Below are 20,929 nucleotides of genomic sequence, written 5' to 3' on the forward strand. Positions count from 1 at the left end.
ACTACCAGGAGCAGGAAAGCAGCACAGACTTATCCTTTCTTTCCCAGCAGTAGCGCATCGCGATAGCAAATCGCGACAGTATCAGCCCTTTAGGTACTGATCCCAGCCATGGTCTGTTGATAAGAACCACAGCTTCGGCAGCACTTCCTTTAGGCCGGGGTCATTGGTATCACCCTGTTCCGGCTTACTGATAAGCGCTGCGCCTCTACGCAGGTAAGTTGGTGGATTTTACTGCCTCAGACGTAAAGATCAACACATTCATCTGTTATGTTGCTATTTTGTTAGGTTGACATCATTGTTCTCAACATTTGGTAAACCCTGTGCTGGCAGCGACATTATTATTGATAAAGTTAAAGAGCGCTTTTAAACGCTTCTGCGTTCTGCTTAGTATTCGTAAGGATTTAATTTGAGTTGCGCGAAAAGAATATTATTGCAAAATGCGAAAACAGTTTGACCTTGATATCAGGTAAGCCTCCCATTATTGAGTCGAATGAATGATAAATATGTCAATTTACTTGCAACCCTGCAATTCAGGTTGTAAATTTAATTTATTAAAACAAAATCAAAGATACTACAGGTGAACACAATGTCTGACTTTCTGAAAACTCTGCTCAATATTCGCAGCCTGCGCGCTGCTGGTCGTGAACTGTCTCTGGAACAGCTCGAAGAAGGCCTGAGCAAACTCACTGTCGTTGTTGAAGAGCGCCGTGAGTCAGAAGCCGAAGAACGTGCCAAAGCGGCTGAAAAAGAACGTAAGCTGAAAGAATATGCTGATATGCTGGCCGCAGATGGCATTGAATTAAGCGATTTGCTCGAAGCCGTTGAGCCCGCAGCCAAAAAGTCCTCCGCTCCGCGTGCCAAGCGTCCGCCCAAATATGAATATCAGGATGGTGGTGAATGGAAAACCTGGACTGGCCAGGGCCGTCAGCCTTCTACCATCAAACACGCCATTGAAAATGAAGGCAAAACGCTGGAAGACTTCCTGATCAACAAGTAATGAAGAATTACACAACGACCAAAAACGGGGCTAATAGCCCCGTTTTTTTATTTAGACTGGCGTTAACAGACCGTATAACGGCTGATCAAGACCATTGTGTTTAAGCTCATATATCAGTGCCAGCTCTGCTCCCAGGGTGCCTTCCGGCCAGCCTTTCCGCTCCATCCAGCATAAATATGCCAGAGGCAACCGCAGCAATGGCTGCCCCCGGTATTTACCATAGGGCATGGGTTTTCGAATAATACGCAGCAACCCGGCCTGATCCAGGCCGGGAAAACCTGACTCAGCCATGTAAGCTGGCGTTAATGGCTTTTAACGCCGCAGCAGGGTCTTCTGCCTGGGTAATGGGACGGCCGATAACCAGGTAGTCACTGCCTGCTTTTAGAGCCAGCTCAGGCGTCATAATACGACGCTGATCGCCAGCATCGCTGCCCGCCGGACGAATACCCGGCGTAACCAGTTTAAACGACGGACCCAGTTCACTTTTCAGCAGACTGGCCTCCTGAGCCGAACACACCACACCATCAAGCCCGGCCTGCTGAGTGAGTCTGGCCAGCGCCAGCACCTGCTCAGCAGGAGAGCGCAGAACACCTGTCTGATTAAGCTCATCAGCGGTCATGCTGGTCAGCACGGTCACTGCAATCAGCAAGGGGGCCTTCTCGCCGTAAGGTCCCAGCGCGGCTTTGGCCGCCTCCATCATGCGGCTGCCACCGCTGGCGTGAACATTGACCATCCACACCCCCAGCTCAGCGGCTGCAGCCACAGCCTTGGCAACCGTATTGGGTATATCATGAAACTTGAGATCCAGAAATACATCAAAACCCTGAGCCACCAGATAACGTACGAATTCCGGGCCAAACAGGGTGAACATTTCTTTGCCCACTTTCAGCCGGCAACAGGCCGGGTCCAGCTGTACTATCAGGGCCTTGGCCTGCTGTTCATTAGCAAAGTCGAGCGCGATCAGTATTTTGGGATCGTCATTGTGGGTTGTCTGTTGCATTGAATGATTACCTTAAGTTCTTTTTATAACGCCGCTGTCAGCCAGTATTTCATCCTGGCTTTACATTATTCGCCATCCAGTCCTCGCACTGGCCGGATGGTACCCCACTGCTTGCATGATGGACACTGCCAGAACAAGCTACGGGAAGAAAAACCACAGTGGCCACACCGGTGACTAGGCTTGGCCTTGATCTGCTCGGCAACCAGCGCCTTCAGCATTTCGAGACTGGCCTTGGCCCTGCCCTGGCCCGCATTCGCCGAATGATAGGACATCAGCCGGTAAAAGCCTTTCATAGTGGGATGACGCTGCAGATGAGACAGCACCAGTTGTTCGGCACTGACTTGCCCCTCCCGGGCGGCGATATGGTCGGCCAGCATTAATACCTCACTGGCACCACTGTCTTCGGCTACCCACTGTTCAAGTAAGGCAGTAAAGGCATCATCCTGCCCCAGCTGGTGATAACAGTGTTGCAAATCGGACAGCACTTCACTGAGAAAGCCTCTGTCCTGCTTTGCCACATCCTGCAAACAGGCTGCCGCATGACGCCATTCACCGTTTGCCATATAAATGGCACCCAAACGTATATTGGCGCGTACACACCCCGGATCGGCCCTGAGAGCTTTTTTTAAATCGTTAACGGCACCTTTACTGTCTTGCCGTTTCCATTTTTGCTCGGCAAGTTCACAATAAAAATGCCCCATGGGCACCAGCGCTTTGGTATCCGGTTTCTTTTTAAGACGCCCGGCTACCGCAATAGCCTGCTCCCAGTCGCGTAATTGCTGATAAAGGATCATCAGTAATTCAAGCGCATCCTGCTCATAGTCGGGATCATTTTTCAGTTCGGATAAAATCTGCTCGGCCCTGTCCAGCAAACCGGCGGCAAAAAAATCCCGGGCCAGCTCAAGCATGGCAAGATGGCGCTGCTCAAGGGACAGATTAGTACGGGCAATCAGGTTTTGATGAATGCGTATAGCCCTGTCGACCTCACCGCGGGAGCGGAACAGGTTCCCCAAAGCCAGATGGGTTTCTATGGTTTCACTGTCTACCTGTAGCAGCTGAATAAAAAGATCAACGGCTTTATCAGGCTCATCGGAAAGCAAAAAGTTCAGCCCGGCAACATATTGCCGGGAGAACTGACTGGATTGTTTCTGCGTATCCTGACGCACACTTCGGCGCCCCATATACCAGCCGTAGGCCGCTGCCACCGGAAGCAGCAGAAACAACAATTCCAGCATGAAGTATGTTAATCCTTAACCGGCAGCGCTCTGAGCTCTTCCAGTTCCCGCTGCTGACGTGCCACCTTTTTATTCAGGCCCTTGTTGGACATTTTAAGGCGCAGCATAACCAGGCCAAACACCAGCCAGCCCAGTAGAAAACCACCCGTAAATACCACGGCCAGTAAGGAAGAAAGACGATAATCGCCTTGTGCCAGTAAATAATTAACGTGTACCAGCTGATCGTTCTGGGAGCCCAATGTCAGACCCACCGCAAAAAGGATCGCCAGAATAATCAGGCCAAAAATTATTTTCACCTTATCCTCTCAACATCCTGATTTTTGAGTATTCGGCATTATCCCGAAAAAGCACCGGTTGCGCCACCGTAGCCCATGGGAAAAGTGAACTTACGCCGGGTTTACCCGTTCACGCAATTCCTTGCCCGGCTTAAAGTGCGGTACATATTTTCCGTTCAGCTCGACTTTCTCGCCGGTTTTAGGATTTCGCCCTTGGCGCGGTGCCCGATAGTGCAGTGAAAAGCTGCCAAAGCCACGAATTTCAATGCGATCTCCCGATTGCAGCGTAGACGCCATTTGTTCCAGAATTTCCTTGATGGCGTTTTCCACTTCCTTGGCGGAAAGGTGGGCATACTGCTCGGCCATACGTTCAATCAGGTCGGATTTTGTCATGATTCAAGTCTCCGCAATACAAAACAAAAAGGGGCCGTGAAGGCCCCTTGTTTCAATACGGCTTGGCTTATTCGCCTTTGGCCGCCTTGAATGCTTCGGCCATGGCACTCAGACCAACAACTTCGTCTTGCTGCTGGTTCAGGGTGTCGATGGCTGCCTTCTCTTCAGCTTCGTCTTTCGCACGGATAGACAGGCTGACGGTACGGTTTTTGCGATCGATGCCCATGAAGCGAGCTTCAACTTCTTCACCGGCATTCAGCACGGTGGAGGCGTCTTCGATGCGGTCGCGGGAAATGTCGGCAACGCGGATGTAACCTTCCACGCCTTCTTCCAGCTCAACCACGGCACCTTTGGCGTCAACAGCAGTGATGGTACCCTTAACAATAGTACCTTTCTTGTTGTCAGACAGGTACTTATTGAAAGGATCTTCGTCGATTTGCTTCACGCCCAGGCTGATACGCTCGCGCTCAGGGTCAACCTGCAGAACCACGGCTTCAATTTCTTCGCCTTTCTTGAACTCACGAACGGCTTCGTCACCGTTGGCGTTCCAGGAAATGTCGGACAGGTGAACCAGACCGTCGATGCCGCCGTCCAGACCGATGAAGATACCGAAGTCAGTGATAGACTTGATCTTACCGGAAACGCGGTCGCCCTTGTTGTGGGTTTCAGCAAACAGCTGCCACGGGTTGGATTTGCACTGCTTCAGACCCAGGGAGATACGACGACGCTCTTCGTCGATGTCCAGAACCATTACATCTACGTTGTCGCCCACGGATACAACCTTGGACGGGTGGATGTTCTTGTTGGTCCAGTCCATTTCAGACACGTGTACCAGGCCTTCAACGCCTTCTTCGATTTCAACGAAGCAGCCGTAGTCGGTCAGGTTGGTTACACGGCCGGCCAGACGGGTGCCTTCCGGGTAACGGTTAGCGATATCTACCCACGGATCTTCGCCCAGCTGCTTCAGACCCAGAGACACACGAGTGCGCTCACGATCGAACTTCAGGACTTTAACGTTGATTTCATCGCCTACGTTCACGATCTCGGAAGGATGCTTAACGCGCTTCCAGGCCATGTCGGTGATGTGCAGCAGGCCGTCTACGCCGCCCAGGTCTACGAAAGCACCGTAGTCAGTCAGGTTCTTAACGATACCTTTAACTTCCTGGCCTTCCTGCAGGTTCTCGAGCAACTGCTCACGCTCGGCGCTGTTTTCGGTTTCGATCACGGCACGGCGGGAAACAACAACGTTGTTACGCTTCTGGTCCAGCTTGATAACCTTGAACTCAAGCTCTTTGCCTTCCAGGTGAGTGGTGTCGCGAACCGGACGCACGTCGACCAGAGATCCCGGCAGGAAAGCGCGGATGCTGTTCACTTCTACAGTGAAACCACCCTTAACTTTGCCGTTGATAACGCCGATGACGGTTTCTTCGTCTTCGTACGCTTTTTCCAGCTGCAGCCAGGCTTCATGGCGCTTGGCTTTTTCACGGGACAGCTGAGTCTCACCGAAGCCGTCTTCTACGGCATCCAGCGCTACGTCTACTTCGTCGCCAACGCTGATTTCCAGCTCGCCCTGGGCATTTTTGAACTGCTCGGCAGGAATGGCAGACTCAGATTTCAGGCCGGCGTCAACCAGAACGATACCGTTCTCGATGGCAACAACGGTGCCCTTGACGATGGAGCCCGGACGGGTTTCGAGTTCTTTCAGAGACTCTTCAAAGAGTTGAGCAAAAGATTCAGTCATGTTTAATGAATACACTGTTTAAGTTGAACATCCACGGGGCAATCCGGCACTCGTGGGGTGACTAACACATTCCGCGCTTCTTCCCTGAAGGCGGCATTGCCAAATGGCTTAACGACCAAGTTTAACCTTAGTATGACTCAGCACCCTGTCCAGCACTTCAGCGATGGTCAGATCGGTAGAGTCAATTACCAAGGCATCCTCGGCCGCCTTGAGTGGCGCCACGGCCCGGTTGCGATCCCGGTCGTCACGCTCCTGTATTTCGCTTAAAAGGCGGTCAAAACTAACATCAAAACCCTTTTCTTGCAACTGCTTAAAGCGCCGGCTGGCCCGCTCTTCGGCACTGGCATCAAGAAAAATTTTGACCTCGGCATCCGGGAATACCACCGTACCCATGTCACGGCCGTCAGCAATCAGACCAGGTTTGCTGCGAAAGGCGCGCTGGCGACGCAGCAGTGCTTCGCGCACTCTGGGGAAGGCCGCCACCTTGCTGGCCGCATCGGCGACTTGCTGAGTACGGATATCACGGGAAACGTCTTCGCCTTCCAGAATCACGCGGATTTCACCACCCGCTGTCGGAAACTGCACGTCCAGATGAGCTGCCAGAGGCATCAGGCCCGCTTCGTCATTCAGATCCACATTGTGGTGCAGAGCAGCCAGTGCCAGCACCCGATAGATGGCACCAGAATCGAGCAGATTCCACTCCAGTTGCTCGGCCAGCAGCTGGCACAGGGTGCCTTTGCCAGCCCCGCCCGGGCCATCAACAGTAATGACGGGAGCTTGTTCAGACATACATCCTCCGGTAAATCATAAGTCCGGACACACCGCCGAAGCGGTTGCCTTGCGGCGGGCATTATAACCAAGTTGAAGGTCAAAGACAGGCATTACAAACATTTAACAAAACATTCCCTTTCTATTGAACCTATACCTGCCAGCACATCCGCTTTACAATAACGGCCATTTTTTATTGATAAATAACTTAAAAGAGGAAGGCCATGAGCAGTGTTACCCGTATGGCAAACTCCAAACTGCCAACGCCCTGGGGCACTTTCACCCTGGTCGGGTTTGAAGAAAAGGGAACCGGGAAAGATCATGCCGCTCTGGTAATGGGTGATATTGAGAACGGCGAACCGGTGCTGGCCCGCATTCATTCCGAGTGTTTGACCGGTGATGCCCTGTTCAGCCTGCGCTGCGATTGCGGTTTTCAGTTACAGGCAGCGCTGGAGCGGATTGCCAAGGAAGGCCGGGGCGTTCTGCTGTACGTACGCCAGGAAGGTCGTGGCATCGGCCTGCTGAACAAAATTCATGCCTATCATTTGCAGGATCAGGGTAAGGATACGGTGGAAGCCAACGTAGAGCTGGGTTTTGCCGCCGATATGCGCGATTACACTATCTGTGCCGATATGCTGCACAGCCTGGGGGTAACCGGGCTGAAGCTGATGACCAACAATCCGCGCAAAGTAAAGGCAATGGAAAACTTTGGCATCAGGGTGACGGAACGCCTGCCTCTGCAGGAAGGCCGCAACCCCTTCAATGAACATTACCTTGATACCAAGGCCGGTAAACTGGGTCATATGCTGAAAGAGCAGGACTGACCCTTAATTACATCAGACAAAGGATGTCGCCATTCCGGCCTTAAGGCCGGAATCCATGGTACTGCAGCGCAGTGCAATACATGGCCCATGCCTTTATCCAAATACCCCAGCTTTGTATTAACAACCTCTGTTTCAGAGGGCGATTCCCACATGCCGACTCTCAGCTACCCGCCTGTGCCAACATATGAACATTACCTCGTTTGAGCACGGCATAGACCAGCCCGGTCAACAGTGCACCGGCAGCAATGGCCAATCCATACCAGCCCGGTTGCTGAACGGCACCGGGGATCATCAATACAAACACCCCGCCATGAGGGGCCAGCAGCTTGGCACCAAACACCATTGAGAGCGCGCCGGTGAGCGCTCCCCCAGCCATACAGCTTGGGATCACCCTGAGCGGATCCCGGGCAGCAAAGGGAATGGCGCCCTCGGAAATAAAACACAGCCCCAGCACAAAAGAAGCCTTACCCGCTTCCTGTTCACTGACGCTGAACTTGCGCCGGGCCAGCACGGTGGCGATGCCCATTCCCAGTGCCGGCACCATGCCCGCCGCCATGGCGGCCGCCATGGGAGCGTAGGTTTGTGACGCCAGTAACCCCACGGAAAAAGCATAGGCGGCCTTGTTGACCGGCCCGCCCATGTCAAAGCACATCATGGCTCCGATAATAACCCCCAGTAACACCGCATTGGCCGATCCCATGTTATTCAGAAATCCGGTCATCACCGTCATGATACTGGCCACCGGCTCACCCACGACATAAATCATCACCAGACCGGTAAACAGGCTGGCAAGTAAGGGAATTAGCAGGATCGGAGTTAATGATGCCAGGCTTTTGGGCATGGGAAGACGACGGGCAAGCAAGACGGCACTGTAACCGGCAAGAAACCCGGCAATTATGCCACCGATAAACCCCGCTCCCAGCGAGCTGGCCAGCATGCCGCCAATCATACCCGGCGCAATACCGGGACGATCGGCAATGGAGTAAGCAATGTAACCTGACAGCACCGGGATCATCAGGGCAAAAGCCGCGTTGTCGCCAATTTTCATCAAAGCCGCCGCCAGTGTGCCTTCTTCCCTGAATGCCTCAATACCGAACATAAATGACAGCGCAATAATCAGACCACCGGCCACCACCATGGGTAACATGAAAGACACCCCGGTCAGCAGGTGCTGATAGGGGCCGGGAGCCTGTTCACCGCTATCTCCGGATTGTTCACTGTGATCTTGCCAAACCGCCGCTTCATTCAAGGCTGTTTCGATGGTTTCCCGGGGGTGCTTGAGTGCGGTTCCGGTGCCGGTGCGATACAGCCGCTTGTCATTGAAACGGCTCAGGTTAACCTCGATATCGGCGGCCACAATCACGCAGTCAGCCTCACGAATGTCGGTGGCCGTCAGGGTATTCTGGACCCCGACCGAGCCCTGGGTTTCCACCTTGATACTGTGCCCCAGTCTTTTCGCCGCGCCGATGAGTGCTTCTGCCGACATAAAGGTATGCGCCACCCCGGTCGGACAGGCGGTAATCGCGACCAGCCGTGCCGGTTGGCCAGGGCCATGAGCGGGTATTTCCAGCGGTACGGCGTCAGCTGATGCCCGCTCCAGCCAGCCTTGCGGATCATTCAGTGCGTCTTCAAGTTCCCCTATAAAGCAGGGCTTACCGGCAAACCGGGACAACTCAGGGAGATGACAGGCAGCCACTACCACCAGCCCGGCTTCTGCGACCTGCGTCTGGGTAAAAGGGATCACCGGCGCCAGCTCGCTATGGCACTCCACCGCAACCTGCCAGCCCAGTAGCGTCGCTGCCTGCTCCAGCATCCGCGCAGCCATGTAGCTGCCGGACATACCATCGGGGCTGGCAGTGATGATAAGCACCTTCATTATTGCGCTCCCCCGAGCACCAGAGGCTCTATATGAATCTTCTGCTGAAATACCTCCAGGGTTTTCCGGCAATAGATGCCCACCCCAACTTGCGTGACCGCCATCAACGACAAGGCCACCGCCCGGCGAAGATTGTCGGGGGCACTCAAACCTTCCAGCATACCAGCACACAAGCCTGCCACCAGCGAATCACCGGCACCGACAGTGCTAATCACCTCCACCGCCGGGACATGGGCACGCCAGTGTCTTTCCGGGCCAAACCAGTACACTCCCCCGGCACCAGCAGACACCACCACCTGCGCAATGCCGCTTTGCTGCAGCTGGCCAACACAGCCGGCAAGGGCCTGCTCGCCGTTAATGGCTGAGCCAGTCAGTTCTTCCAGCTCTGCAAGATTCGGCTTAATCAGCTCGGGCATCCCCCGGATCCCGGCGCTCAGTGCCTCTCCGCTGGTATCAAGCCAAACCCGCTTGCCCCGGTCCCGCCACATTTCGAGCATGCCTTCCAGCTGCGCCGGACTGACCCCGGGAGGTAAGCTGCCTGCCACGATGAGGTAGTCAAACCGGCCCGCCAGCGTTTCCAGTCTGGCCAGCAACCGGGCCCAGTCACCCTTGCCGACTTTCAGGCCGGGCAAATTAATATCGGTAACGCGTCCTCCCGTTTCACTGACCTTCACATTTATCCGGGTACTGCCGGGCAGGCGCACAACATCATCATAAATGCCATAACGGTCAAACAGCGTACGAAAGGACGCGTCATTATCCAGACCAAGAAAGCCGCTCACATAAGGCCTGTGGCCCAGATCTGCCAGCACACGGGCCACGTTGATGCCTTTGCCGGCGGCTCCCAGCTGGCCGGCACTGGCGATATTGACCTGGCCGGCGTTCAGTTGCGGCAGCGATACCGTCAAATCCAGTGCCGGGTTCAGGGTCAGGGTTAACACACTCATTGTTTTTCTCCTGCCAGGATCCGCACCGCCCCGGCACAGCTTGCTTCAAGCGCGCGGCCGGCCAGTTGTTTGCATTTAGCCAGACTGAGTTCTCGTACCCGGGCCTTTACCAGAGGTATTCGCTTTGGGCTGACCGACACTTCGTCTATGCCCAACCCCAGCAGCACGGGTAACGCCTGTGGATCCGCCCCCAGTTCACCACATACACCCACCCACTTGCCCTCGGCATGGGCAGCCTCAACGGTCATGGCAATCAACCTCAGCACGGCAGGGTGCAGGCCGTCGGACAGTGCCGCCAGCTCACCGTTGCCCCTGTCGGCGGCGAGGGTATATTGCGTTAAATCATTGGTGCCAATACTGAAAAAGTCGGCCTCTCTGGCAAACTGGCGCGCATTGAGCGCCGCCGAAGGGACCTCAACCATCATCCCCAGTTGCACATCAGGAGCCTGTATATCGGCCTGAATGCGATCGAACATCTCTTTGCCAAAACGCCATTCTGACCAGTCGGCCACCATGGGAAACATGATGCGCAGGGGCTGGTCGCCGGCGGCAGCGAGCAGTGCGCGAAGCTGGGTTTCCAGCAGTTCAGGCTGTTGCATGCATAAGCGGATGCCTCGCACACCAAGAAAAGGATTATCTTCTTTCGGACGCAGCCAGTAAGACAGTGGCTTATCGCCGCCTGCATCAAGCGTCCGCGCGACCAGTGGTCTGCCGCCCAATGCGCTGAACACATGCTGGTATTCTTCTATTTGTTGCTGTATAGCGGGCAACTGACTGTGGCCCATAAAGGCAAATTCGGTACGCAGCAATCCGACACCTTCCGCACCGCCAGCCATGGCCTCAGCGGCTTGACCTGCATCCCCCAGATTGGCCCCCACCTCCAGCCGGTAACCATCGGTGGTGATGGCCGGTTGCATTCGCTGCTCCCAGGCCTGCCATGCCAGTTCACGCTCCCGCAGCTGTACTTCCAGGGCCCGGCTCAGCACCGCCTCGCCGGGATCAACATGCAGAGTGCCCGTGTCTCCGTTGAGAATGGCGCAGGTACCGGTTTTCAGCGCCATCACCTTCCCTCCCATGGCCACCAGCGCAGGGATGTCCAACGCCCGCGCCAGAATGGCACTGTGAGACGAGACACCACCACCGGCCGTTACCAGCCCCAGCACCTTAGCGGTGTCCATATTCACGATATCAGAGGGGCCAATGTCTTCCGCTACCCAGATATAGGGGGCTTCCGGTGTGTCAGGCAGCGCCGTATTACACAAAATGGCCATCACCTGCCGGCCAATATCACGAATATCGGCAGCTCGCTCCGCCAGTGTGCTATTGTCGCTGGACGCCTGCCGGGTGGCGGCAGAGTCGATTGCCGCCCACCAGGCGGCCGGGGCCGATACGCCTTGCCGCACCCGCTGCAATACGTTTTCCGTCAATCCCGGGTCTTTGAGCAATTCACGGTGCATGCCAAGGATCTCCTGCGCCTGGCCTTGTGCTCGCGCAGCAGCGTCAGCCAGGTGACAGTCTGCCAGTTGCAGTGCTTGTTCAAACCGTCGCTGCTCGGCAACGGCATCGCAGGCCACATCGGCGTAGTCAAAATGGACCGGTGCTTCAACATAAAGGGGACCAATGGCGATACCTGGCGAGGCGCTGGCTCCTTTCAACAGCCCCACCGGCTCCGGATGACTGGCTGCAGCAATGGGGACCAGCGGGGCAACCAGCTCTCCCAGTCCTTCATTGATCACTGCCTGTAACCTGGCAAGAGCAGCCCCGGAATCGGGACCGGTGGCGGTAAACAGCAAACGGTGGCCGGGCCGCACTCCCAGGCTTATCAGCTTCATCAGGCTTTTGGCGTTCACATCATGCCCGTCTCCGTCCAGGTTACGCACCAGGATATCAGCGTCAAACGCCTTGGCAGCCTGCACCAGCAAAGCACCTGGCCGGGCATGCAGCCCCTGATGATTGCGTACCGTCACCAGGCACTGGTTGCTGGTGGGCTCTCCAGACGGCCGTGGTCCGCGGCTCAGTGCCTGTTGCAGAGCCTGGGCATTATTCAGTGTGGTCAGTTCTGCAGCCTTACCCGTTACCAGCCAGTCGGCCAGCTGTACCAATAGTTTTTTATGATCGCGGCCACGGGCTTTAAGGGCCAGCAGCGCTCTAACCGGCTGCCCCCGGTATTCAAAGCCGGTGGTCGTCAACACCGCCGCCCGGGGTATGTCCGTGGTAACGCTCTCGCTCAGCCACCAGCCCTGCCCCAGGTGCAAGATATTGTTCTGTAACTGCTCCAGCTCTTGCGCCGAGGCCTGCAACCGCCTTGCTGCCGCGTGCAGCAACTCATCCATCGTGGCTGCCGGCTGCTGTATATAGATGGCATCGCTGTGCCACGCCAGCAACGGTGAAACAGGATACTCATGCAGTAAGTTGAAAATATCTTCGCCATGCTGTGCCTTGCGCACCGTCTCCGCCAGATCGTCCCGTGACAGTACCCGGGCCAGCTGGCGCAACAGAGCCAGGTGTTCACCGGAGCTCGCAGCAATCCCCAGGATCAGGTACGCTTTTTCACCGTCATCCCAGTCAATGCCCTCGGGGACGTGCAGTGCCTTGATGCCGGTTTTTTGGACCAGATGGCGACATTCCCGGGTGCCGTGAGGGATGGCGATGCCCTGCCCAAGATAGGTGGCGGCCTGAGCTTCCCGCTCCAGCATACCGGCTTCATAACCCGCCTTCACATAACCATCCTGCTCCAGCCACCGGGAAAGTGCCACAATGGCCGCCTGTTTGCTGGCCAGGGTCTGGTTCATTTTTATATCTTGCGTGGTCATGGGAAACATGGCATCACCTGTCAGCAAATCAGGGTATTCGACCCCTACCCTCCTTCCGGGTCAAACGGAGCTGTTTACCCGATACATTTATGCTGAATCGTTTTAGTTACGCAAACAAGCGCCTTGCTAACTGTTGTTTCAACAGGATGATCCACTGCACATTCTGATGAGCTGAGTAGAGATGTTAAAATCAGTGAAATCATGATGGCGCCCTCAAAGCCGCATCAGTGCCGCAAACCATCATTTCGTTCAAGGAGCAAATTCCCTGCCATTCCAAGCAAAAAGGCGTCCGGAATGCTCCGGTGTAAGCGTACCGAGCAGCGTAAGCAAGTGCCCGGCCGCCTGTTCCGGTGTCTGAAGCTGGCCAGAAGGCAGCCCGGCACGAAACGGAGCCGACAACCCAGTAGCCACCGTGCCCGGATGTAAACCAGCTACACAAGCGGCCGGAAAGCGTCTTGCCCATTCTATACCAAGGTTTTTAATAGCCATGTTCAGTGCTGCTTTACTGATGCGGTAGCTGTACCAACCACCGCTGCGGTTATCACTGATACTGCCTACCCGCGCCGATAATGTGACCAACAGTAGCGGCTGATGCCGCATCATGCGAGAGGATAACAGCTTTGCCAACGCCAGCGTGGGCCAGGTATTCACTTTTATATGTTCAGATAACATCTCCCCAGAGAGCTGCTCTATGCGCTTTTCCGGCTGGTGATGACTGTTATGCAGCATCCCTACGGTATTAATAACCCGATCCGGCAACGACAGCCTGGCACAAACCTCATGCATAGCCACGTCATCAGTATTGTCTAGTTCATGCCAGGCTACGCCGGCAAGCTCAGGGTTACTCCGACTAAACACTCTTACTTCATCGCCCCGCCCGATACACTCCGCTGCCAGCGCCCGGCCAATACCGCCTCCGCCCATGATCCAATACTGCATACAGTTCCCCTGATAAAAACAGTCAGGATCGGGACCGATTAAAAACACATTTACTTACAGCTTTTCCCCCATTGGGCCAGAGCCGCATACCATTGCACAAACAACTCGCCTTCAGTTGCCGGAGCTGTCACCTCAATGCGCTCTCCCTGACAGTCAAAAGCAAGCTTCCAGGCATGCAAGTACCCCCGCTCGGCGACCGTGCCGCCATAGCGGACATCACCGATAATAGGACAACCAATGCTTTTCAGGGCAACTCGCAACTGATGAGTACGGCCGGTTTGCGGTTGCAGTACAAAGCCTCTCAACCCGGGGGCAAGCGAGGTACTGACAAACCGGGTCACCGCCAGATACCGGGTGTCTCGGGTCAGTTTCCAGCTACCATTGCGGGATTTTTCCATACCGCCTTTAATCAGCCCCTGCTTTTTAAGCGGCTTGCGATCACTTAAGGCAAGGTAGCATTTGCGGGTGGTACGTTCGGCAAACTGGGCACTGAGCAACCGGTTGGCGTCTGGGTTACGAGCCAGCAACAAGGCACCCGTGGTCATCTTGTCGAGCCGGTGCACCGGATAAAGTGGTTCATTCAACCGCTCGCTGAGCACACGTACCAGACCGGGCTCCTCTCCTTCCTGATGCATGCCGATGCCGGCGGGCTTATTGATCACATAAAAGTCGGCGTGCTCAAGTAAAATAGTCATGGCGGATTCCGGCAGACAATAAAGCAAAAAAGCCCGCTGCAAATGCAGCGGGCTTTTCGTGTATGGCGGAGGAGGTGGGATTTGAACCCACGGTAGGCTATTAACCTACGCCGGTTTTCAAGACCGGTGCATTCAACCACTCTGCCACCCCTCCTGACGGGCGCCAATATTACTGGGCCTTAAAAACCTTGTAAACTGTTATATGTGTTATTCTGCTCAAGTGCCCAATAAACCACCAGAATACCAGGTGGTAGTGAAACAGAAGACTCGACATTCGGGTCATAATATGTCCAGAATAGAGCAAATTCATTTGAGTTACTTTGAGTCAGATACGTAAGGAGTCTGGATCATGCGTTACAACAATACCCTTTCCCGCACTCAGAGCGGTGCTCTGGAAACCAACAAGGTATTACGCAATACCTACATGCTGCTGGGTATGACCCTGGTGGTCGCGTCTCTGTCTGCAGGCATCAGCGCCATGATGAACCTGCCGCACCCAGGCCTGATTATTACCCTGGTCGGGTTTTACGGTCTGATGTACCTGACTGAGCGCAACCGCAACAGCGGTCTGGGCCTTCTGTTTATTTTTGCTTTTACCGCTTTTACCGGTTACACCATTGGCCCTATCCTTAATTATTACCTGAGTACCAGTACGGGTACCGAAACCGTGATGCTGGCCCTGGGTGGCACCGCACTTACCTTTCTGGCGCTGTCGGCCTATGTGCTGACCACCAAAAAGGACATGTCGTTTCTGGGTGGCATGATGATGGCCGGCTTTGTTGTTATTCTGGTCGGCTTTGTCGCCAATATATTCCTGGCACTACCGGCACTGAGCCTGGCCCTTAGCGCCCTGTTCATTCTGTTCTCATCTGGTGCCATTCTGATGCAGACCAGCGCCATTATCCATGGCGGTGAACAAAACTACATTTCAGCCACAGTGACCCTGTACGTGTCCATTTTCAATATTTTCCTGAGCCTGCTGCAACTGCTGGGTATGAGCCGCGATTAACCCTCCGGCCAGAACCATCAAAGGCGGCGTAAGCCGCCTTTTTTATCCCTCCGTTTCACCGGACAATCCAGTATAATTAAAGCTGGTTTTTTACTAGAGACATACCATGCCCTCTTTCAGCCAATGGCTGAGACGCATCTTTACCGACAGTCATTTTTTCTTTGCTCTCAAGGTGATGCTGGCAATGGCCAGTTTGCTGCTGGGCGGCTGGTGGTTAGAACAGGTCCCGGCGGCAGTCACTCTGAGCCTGGGGGCCATGGCCGGAGCCCTGAGCGAAATCGATCACCGCCCCGGGCCAAGACTGGCTCAGCTGACAGTGGGACTGCTCTGTTTTTTTGGCGCCGTAACCGGAGTTACCGTGCTGATTGATATTCCCTGGCTATTTGGTCCGGTACTGGTACTGGCCACCTTTTGCCTGATCCTGGCCGGTGCCTGGGGCCAGGCAGCAGGCAAACTCGGTTTTGGTACCCTGCTGGTATCCATTTATGCCATGCAGGGACACATAGACAGCCCCTATTTCTGGTATCAGCCGCTGTTGCTTACCGCCGGTGCAGCCTGGTATGGAATATTATCGTGGCTGATCCTGATACTGCTCCCCTACAAGCCAGTCCATGAACAACTGGCACAATGCTATTTTGCGCTCTCCCGCTATTTGCTGGCCAAATCACGCTTTTTTGACAGCCCGGATGAGTTGCATCAGGGGCTTCGTCACCAGCTGGCACAACTCAACATTCAGCTGGTAAATAGCCTGGAACTGACCAAGCAGATGCTGAACCGGCGTTTACAAAAGGACAAGGAAGACACTGAGCTGGCACGACTGCTGGATTTATACTTACTGGTACAAAGCATGCACGAGCAGGCTGCTTCCAGTCATTATTCTTACCGCCAACTGAATCACGCCCTGAGCCAAGCAGAAGTGCTGACCGGCTACCAGGTGTTGCTGGCTGAGCTGGGCGAAGCCTGTTACCGACTGGGTCTGGCTATTCTTACCCATCGTCCTTATGACGCCGGAAAACGCATCGGCTGGGAGTTGTCAGCACTGAGAGATCAGCTCGATTACAGTCATTTACGTCGCCACTATTCTTCCGAACTGATGAGCCCGCTGCGCTTTTTAACCCGCAATATGGCGCGTGTTCATCAGGCGTTGTTGCAAGCTCAGGCACTGACAGCCCGCCCCCCCTCCGCTGATGCCGGCAGTGCCGGTGTTGAGCTGGCTCGCCCGGTGCAACAGCCTCTTGGCGAGCGACTCCGGGCATTATTAAATCCCAATGCCATTCTGTTTCGTCACGGCGTCCGCCTTAGCGTGTGCGTTGCACTGGGGTACGCCATGATCACCATCCTTGAGCTGGAGCGAGGATACTGGATATTGCTGACCAGCCTGTTTGTTTGTCAGCCCAGTTTCAGCGCCACTCGTCAGCGTCTCAGTGAGCGAACTCTGGGCACACTGGCCGGCATTGTCGCGGCGCTGCCGTTGCTATGGCTGTTCCCATCAGTAGAAAGCCAGCTGGTGATTCTGCTTGTTTGCGCCTTTGTCTTTTTTACCCAGGTCAGAGTGCATTACAGCTGGGCCGTCTTCTTTATTACTTTGTTTGTACTGCTGGCCTTCAACCTGCAAGGAACCGAACGCGCACCGGTGTTGCTCCCCCGACTTCTTGATACTCTGGCTGGCTGTGCACTGGCTTATCTGGCGGTATGGTATATCTGGCCCGACTGGCAACGCCGGCACCTGCCTCAGCTGCTGGCCGAGGCCATGCGGGCCAATGCAGGTTACCTTAACGCCATCAGCCAGCACTCCCCTGGCGAGCACAAAAACAGCCTGTCTTACCGTATTGCCCGTAAACAAGCACATCTCGCTGACAATAAGCTGGCTCAGGCCTGGCAAAACATCCGGGTGGAGCCGGTATCCCGGCACTGGCTGAATGCCTGTTTTGAAATTGCCTATCGCAATCATACCTTGCTGTCCTATTTATCCACGCTGGGTGTGCACCGGGATCAGGGATTGGTATTGCCTCCCCGCTTTGTTGACGAGCTGAACGGAAGACTGTGTGCCGCAGCCGACGCCCTTGCAAATAAAAACGGCTTGTTAAAGCAGCCCCCCTTGCCGGTAATAGCAATAGAAGGAGAGCAAGAGCAGGACATTCTGGCCAGGCAACTGCATAACAATATGGTGCTGCTGGTGAACGATTTGTATCAGCTGGCAGAAAGTGTGGAGCAGGATGCACAACCCCGCCTGTCCGGGTAAAATAATGCCGGAAAAAGGAGACTGCATGTTTGAATTTGAAGGCCGCCCTGTTGAAACTGATACGCAGGGCTATTTAAAAAACCATGAAGACTGGTGCCCTGCCATGATTGAGCTGCTGGCAGCAGCCGAGGGGATTAACCTGACATCGGAGCACCGGGAAGTGATCCTGTTTGTGCGTCAGTTTTACCTGAAGTACAAAACCTCGCCGGCCATTCGGGCACTGGTTAAAGCCATGGCCAAAGAGCTGGGGGAAGATAAAGGCAACAGTCGTTATTTATACCGGTTATTTCCCAAAGGCCCTGCCAAGCAGGCAACCAAGCTGGCCGGTCTGCCCAAACCGGTGAAGTGTATATAAGTGACGGGTATCAGTATCGTGATCCCGGCTGACAAGCCGGAGTCACAATACTGACCAGGCCGGTTTATTTGGCCATCACCCTTCCCTTCAACCCGGTAAGACGCTCCAGTGCCGGCAACTGCTGCTCCAACCTGGCTTTGGCATCCGGCCCCACCCATACCCGGTTCAGCTCCCCTTGGCGGGGAACGGCAGGAGCAGTCTGCACCCGGTAGCCGGCAGCCTTCAGCTTCCGCACCAGCGCGTTTACATTATCGGCATTGCGAAACGCACCCAATTGCACAATAAAGTCGCCACCCGCAGGTGCCGGCTTGGCCGGGGCAGGTGTTTTCTCAATCACGGGTTTGGGTGCCGGTGCAGGTCTGACGGGCTCCGCTGCCGGAGCCGGTGGAGTAACCTGTACCACTCTTGGCGGCGGCTCAACAACAGCAGGCGGCTCGGGAGGTGCTTCCTTGACCTCTTCCAGTGTCCAGGTTTCAGCGCTGGCAGCAGGCTTGGCCACCACAGCTTGTGCTGGTTCAAGCTCCGGCCGCAACGGAATGGATACCACTTCTTCAGGCATGTCCGGCTGCTTGCCATCCAGCAGATCAGGTAAAAAAATAACCCCCAGTGCCACCAGAATAATGGTACCCACCAGGCGATGCTGAAACTGTGTTGCCACCTCAGCACTCCTTCTGTTGAGTACCGTGCCAGGCCAGAGCCTCGGCGACGGTAAAAAACGAACCAAACACAATCACGCTGTCGCCGGGGGCTCGGGCCGCCAACGCTGCCTGCAATGCTGCTGTCACCGAGTCAAAATGATGATGCTCCCGTTTTAGCAGCGTGGCCAGTTCTGTACCGCTGGCCCCACGCGGGCCTGTCAGAGAGGCCGGATACCAGTGCGTTACCAGCGGCTGCAATGCCGCCAGTGTTGCCGTCATGTCTTTGTCCTTGAGCATCCCCACCACAGCATGAATGTTGCCTTTTCCGCCAGGCAACTGCGATGCCAGATAAGTTGCCGACTCGGGGTTATGGGCCACATCCACCCACAAGCCGGGTTCAAGCTCAGTCAGCCGGCCGGCAAGTCTGGCCTCCCGCAAGCCTTCAGCAATGGCATCCTGCCCCAACTTAAAAGGAGAAGCGGCCAGGGTGGCCAACGCCGTGGCGGCATTCATCAGTGGCAGCCCGGGTACCGGCAAGTGCTGCAGCGTCCCTTGCGGGCTGGTAAATGACCAGTGCTCACCCTGCCGTTGCCAGTGAAAATCACGACCACTGAACGCCATCGGCGTGCCAAGCCTGTCAGCCTGTCTGGCGATGCTGGCAGGGGGATCGGGGTCCCCACAAACGGCGGGCTTGCCTGCTCGCAGAATGCCGGCTTTTTCAAAACCGATCACTTCACGATCACTGCCCAGCCAGTCCGTATGGTCAAGCGCAATGGTGGTGATTACCGTTTGATCCGACTCCACCACATTGGTCGCGTCAAGCCTGCCCCCCAACCCCACTTCGAGCAATACCACATCGGGCTGCACGGCACGAAACAACCAGAGTGCCGCCAGCGTGCCAAATTCAAAGTAGGTGAGCGCAATGTCACCCCTGGCGGCTTCCACAGCGGCAAAGGCATCGCAAAAGGCCTGCTCTTCAGGAAAGCGGCCATTAATGCGCACCCGCTCCCGGTAGTCGAGCAAATGAGGGGAAGAATAGACGCCGACACTATGGCTGCCCGCCCGCAGCATGCTTTCAAGCAGCGCACAGGTAGAGCCCTTACCATTGGTCCCACCGACGGTGATCACATAGGACGGCAGGCACAGTAAGCCGAGCCGGGCTGCAACTTGCTGCATGCGCTCCAGCCCCAGCTCAATGTGAGCCATATTCAGGTTCTCGAGCACATGCAGCCACTCGGCCAGCGACCGACTGTGCGGCTTGGCGACGGAGTGTGACATCAGATTTCCAGCGGCTCCTGGTTCATCAGCTTGCCAATCAGTCCGGCCAGGCGATCACGCATTTCACGGCGATCAATGATCATATCGATGGCACCATGCTCGAGCAAAAACTCACTGCGCTGAAAGCCTTCGGGCAGTTTTTCCCGCACGGTCTGCTCGATCACCCGGGGACCGGCAAACCCGATCAGGGCTTTGGGCTCGCCCACGTTAACATCCCCCAGCATGGCAAGACTGGCAGACACGCCTCCCATGGTGGGATCGGTCAGTACCGAAATATAAGGCAGGCCTGCGGCAGACAGCCGGTTAAGGGCTGCACTGGTTTTAGCCATCTGCATCAGCGACATCAAGGCTTCCTGCATACGCGCACCGCCGGAGGCAGAAAAACAGACCAGGGCACGGTTTTCTTCCAGACAAGCCTCAACCGCTTTGACAAAACGGGCACCTACCACAGAAGCCATGGAGCCCCCCATAAAGGCAAATTCGAAGGAGCAGGCCACCACCGGCAGACCACGCAGCGTACCCTTCATCACCACCATGGCGTCTTTTTCATTACTGCTCTTCTGCGCGGCAGAAATGCGGTCTTTGTAACGTTTGGAGTCTTTAAACTTCAGAATGTCCTGAGGCTCCAGCTCGGCCCCCAGCTCTTCCCGGCCGTCCTGATCAAGAAACTTGTCGAGGCGGTTGCGGGCACTGATACGCATGTGGTGATCACATTTGGGACAGACTTCCAGATTGCGCTCCAGCTCGGCACGGTAAAGTACCTGCTCACATTGGGCGCACTTGGTCCAGACTCCTTCCGGAATATTATGGCGACGAACGCCGATGTTCTTGTTCTTGGGGAGAATTTTCTCAAGCCAGCTCATGGAAATCCTTAATCATGGTTCGTGGTTGTCGCGCAGCGGTC

At 55.3% G+C, this 20,929-nt stretch carries 20 protein-coding genes, 1 tRNA gene and 1 riboswitch; of the genes, 5 read left to right on the forward strand and 16 right to left on the reverse strand.

Annotated features, from left to right (window positions below):
* Positions 1 to 42: 42 nt before the first annotated feature.
* A riboswitch (Lysine riboswitch) is annotated at positions 43 to 216 on the reverse strand.
* A 370-nt stretch (positions 217 to 586) separates the two neighbouring features.
* Positions 587 to 997, forward strand: a complete 411-nt coding sequence (locus B6S09_RS05920) for an H-NS family histone-like protein (protein ID WP_094277583.1) — start codon at positions 587 to 589, stop codon at positions 995 to 997.
* Between the two features lie 51 nt (positions 998 to 1,048).
* On the opposite strand, the gene B6S09_RS05925 is transcribed toward B6S09_RS05920, so the two are convergent.
* From B6S09_RS05925 to cmk, 7 genes are all read right to left on the reverse strand, one after another.
* Positions 1,049 to 1,288, reverse strand: coding sequence for a DUF3820 family protein (locus tag B6S09_RS05925; RefSeq protein ID WP_094277584.1), 240 nt, complete (start codon positions 1,286 to 1,288; stop codon positions 1,049 to 1,051).
* Positions 1,281 to 1,997 (reverse strand): orotidine-5'-phosphate decarboxylase, encoded by a 717-nt coding sequence (pyrF, locus tag B6S09_RS05930; RefSeq protein WP_094277585.1) that lies wholly within the window; start codon positions 1,995 to 1,997, stop codon positions 1,281 to 1,283. Before pyrF ends, B6S09_RS05925 begins: the two co-directional genes overlap by 8 nt.
* 65 nt (positions 1,998 to 2,062) lie before the next feature.
* Entirely contained in the window at positions 2,063 to 3,232 is a 1,170-nt protein-coding gene (gene lapB / locus B6S09_RS05935) for a lipopolysaccharide assembly protein LapB (RefSeq protein ID WP_094277586.1), read from the reverse strand.
* An 8-nt stretch (positions 3,233 to 3,240) separates the two neighbouring features.
* Positions 3,241 to 3,528, reverse strand: coding sequence for a LapA family protein (locus tag B6S09_RS05940; protein ID WP_094277587.1), 288 nt, complete (start codon positions 3,526 to 3,528; stop codon positions 3,241 to 3,243).
* 90 nt (positions 3,529 to 3,618) lie between these two features.
* The gene (gene ihfB / locus B6S09_RS05945; protein ID WP_094277588.1) at positions 3,619 to 3,900 is read right to left on the reverse strand and encodes an integration host factor subunit beta; all 282 of its coding nucleotides are present in this window, start codon (positions 3,898 to 3,900) and stop codon (positions 3,619 to 3,621) included.
* Positions 3,901 to 3,967: 67 nt separating this feature from the next.
* Positions 3,968 to 5,641: a 30S ribosomal protein S1 gene (rpsA, locus tag B6S09_RS05950; RefSeq protein WP_094277589.1), complete on the reverse strand. Its 1,674-nt coding sequence runs from the start codon at positions 5,639 to 5,641 to the stop codon at positions 3,968 to 3,970.
* A 108-nt stretch (positions 5,642 to 5,749) separates the two neighbouring features.
* Entirely contained in the window at positions 5,750 to 6,430 is a 681-nt protein-coding gene (gene cmk / locus B6S09_RS05955) for a (d)CMP kinase (protein WP_094277590.1), read from the reverse strand.
* Positions 6,431 to 6,633: 203 nt separating this feature from the next.
* On the opposite strand from cmk, the gene ribA reads away from it, so the two are divergent.
* Positions 6,634 to 7,233 (forward strand): GTP cyclohydrolase II, encoded by a 600-nt coding sequence (gene ribA, locus B6S09_RS05960; protein ID WP_094277591.1) that lies wholly within the window; start codon positions 6,634 to 6,636, stop codon positions 7,231 to 7,233.
* 160 nt (positions 7,234 to 7,393) lie between these two features.
* Here the strand turns inward: ribA and B6S09_RS05965 are convergent, their stop codons facing one another.
* The 6 genes from B6S09_RS05965 to B6S09_RS05990 all read right to left on the reverse strand — a co-directional run bounded on the left by B6S09_RS05965 (position 7,394) and on the right by B6S09_RS05990 (position 14,657).
* Positions 7,394 to 9,109: a PTS fructose-like transporter subunit IIB gene (locus tag B6S09_RS05965; RefSeq protein ID WP_094277592.1), complete on the reverse strand. Its 1,716-nt coding sequence runs from the start codon at positions 9,107 to 9,109 to the stop codon at positions 7,394 to 7,396.
* Positions 9,109 to 10,056: a 1-phosphofructokinase gene (gene pfkB / locus B6S09_RS05970; RefSeq protein ID WP_094277593.1), complete on the reverse strand. Its 948-nt coding sequence runs from the start codon at positions 10,054 to 10,056 to the stop codon at positions 9,109 to 9,111. Before pfkB ends, B6S09_RS05965 begins: the two co-directional genes overlap by 1 nt.
* Positions 10,053 to 12,878 carry a phosphoenolpyruvate--protein phosphotransferase gene (ptsP, locus tag B6S09_RS05975; RefSeq protein WP_094277730.1) on the reverse strand — a complete coding sequence of 942 codons (2,826 nt, stop codon included), beginning with the start codon at positions 12,876 to 12,878 and terminating at the stop codon, positions 10,053 to 10,055. The genes pfkB and ptsP overlap by 4 nt, the downstream gene beginning before the upstream one ends.
* Before the next feature lie 240 nt (positions 12,879 to 13,118).
* Positions 13,119 to 13,808: an SDR family NAD(P)-dependent oxidoreductase gene (locus B6S09_RS05980; protein WP_094277594.1), complete on the reverse strand. Its 690-nt coding sequence runs from the start codon at positions 13,806 to 13,808 to the stop codon at positions 13,119 to 13,121.
* Positions 13,809 to 13,858: 50 nt separating this feature from the next.
* On the reverse strand, positions 13,859 to 14,503 hold the full coding sequence (locus B6S09_RS05985) for a TIGR01621 family pseudouridine synthase (RefSeq protein WP_094277595.1): 645 nt from the start codon (positions 14,501 to 14,503) through the stop codon (positions 13,859 to 13,861).
* Between the two features lie 63 nt (positions 14,504 to 14,566).
* A tRNA-Ser gene (locus B6S09_RS05990) sits at positions 14,567 to 14,657 on the reverse strand.
* A gap of 195 nt (positions 14,658 to 14,852) precedes the next feature.
* On the opposite strand from B6S09_RS05990, the gene B6S09_RS05995 reads away from it, so the two are divergent.
* The 3 genes from B6S09_RS05995 to B6S09_RS06005 all read left to right on the forward strand — a co-directional run bounded on the left by B6S09_RS05995 (position 14,853) and on the right by B6S09_RS06005 (position 18,109).
* Entirely contained in the window at positions 14,853 to 15,512 is a 660-nt protein-coding gene (locus B6S09_RS05995) for a Bax inhibitor-1/YccA family protein (protein ID WP_094277596.1), read from the forward strand.
* Positions 15,513 to 15,618: 106 nt separating this feature from the next.
* Positions 15,619 to 17,754 (forward strand): YccS family putative transporter, encoded by a 2,136-nt coding sequence (gene yccS, locus B6S09_RS06000; protein WP_094277597.1) that lies wholly within the window; start codon positions 15,619 to 15,621, stop codon positions 17,752 to 17,754.
* A gap of 25 nt (positions 17,755 to 17,779) precedes the next feature.
* Positions 17,780 to 18,109: a TusE/DsrC/DsvC family sulfur relay protein gene (locus B6S09_RS06005; RefSeq protein WP_094277598.1), complete on the forward strand. Its 330-nt coding sequence runs from the start codon at positions 17,780 to 17,782 to the stop codon at positions 18,107 to 18,109.
* A 64-nt stretch (positions 18,110 to 18,173) separates the two neighbouring features.
* On the opposite strand, the gene B6S09_RS06010 is transcribed toward B6S09_RS06005, so the two are convergent.
* From B6S09_RS06010 to accD, 3 genes are read right to left on the reverse strand one after another with little or no spacing between them, the layout of a single operon-like run.
* Positions 18,174 to 18,767, reverse strand: a complete 594-nt coding sequence (locus B6S09_RS06010; RefSeq protein ID WP_094277599.1) for an SPOR domain-containing protein — start codon at positions 18,765 to 18,767, stop codon at positions 18,174 to 18,176.
* Between the two features lies 1 nt (position 18,768).
* Positions 18,769 to 20,025: a bifunctional tetrahydrofolate synthase/dihydrofolate synthase gene (gene folC, locus B6S09_RS06015; protein WP_094277600.1), complete on the reverse strand. Its 1,257-nt coding sequence runs from the start codon at positions 20,023 to 20,025 to the stop codon at positions 18,769 to 18,771.
* Positions 20,025 to 20,888, reverse strand: a complete 864-nt coding sequence (accD, locus tag B6S09_RS06020; RefSeq protein ID WP_094277601.1) for an acetyl-CoA carboxylase, carboxyltransferase subunit beta — start codon at positions 20,886 to 20,888, stop codon at positions 20,025 to 20,027. The genes folC and accD overlap by 1 nt, the downstream gene beginning before the upstream one ends.
* Positions 20,889 to 20,929 lie beyond the last annotated feature (41 nt).

Source organism: Oceanimonas baumannii (genome assembly GCF_002245495.1).
Lineage (GTDB): Bacteria > Pseudomonadota > Gammaproteobacteria > Enterobacterales > Aeromonadaceae > Oceanimonas > Oceanimonas baumannii.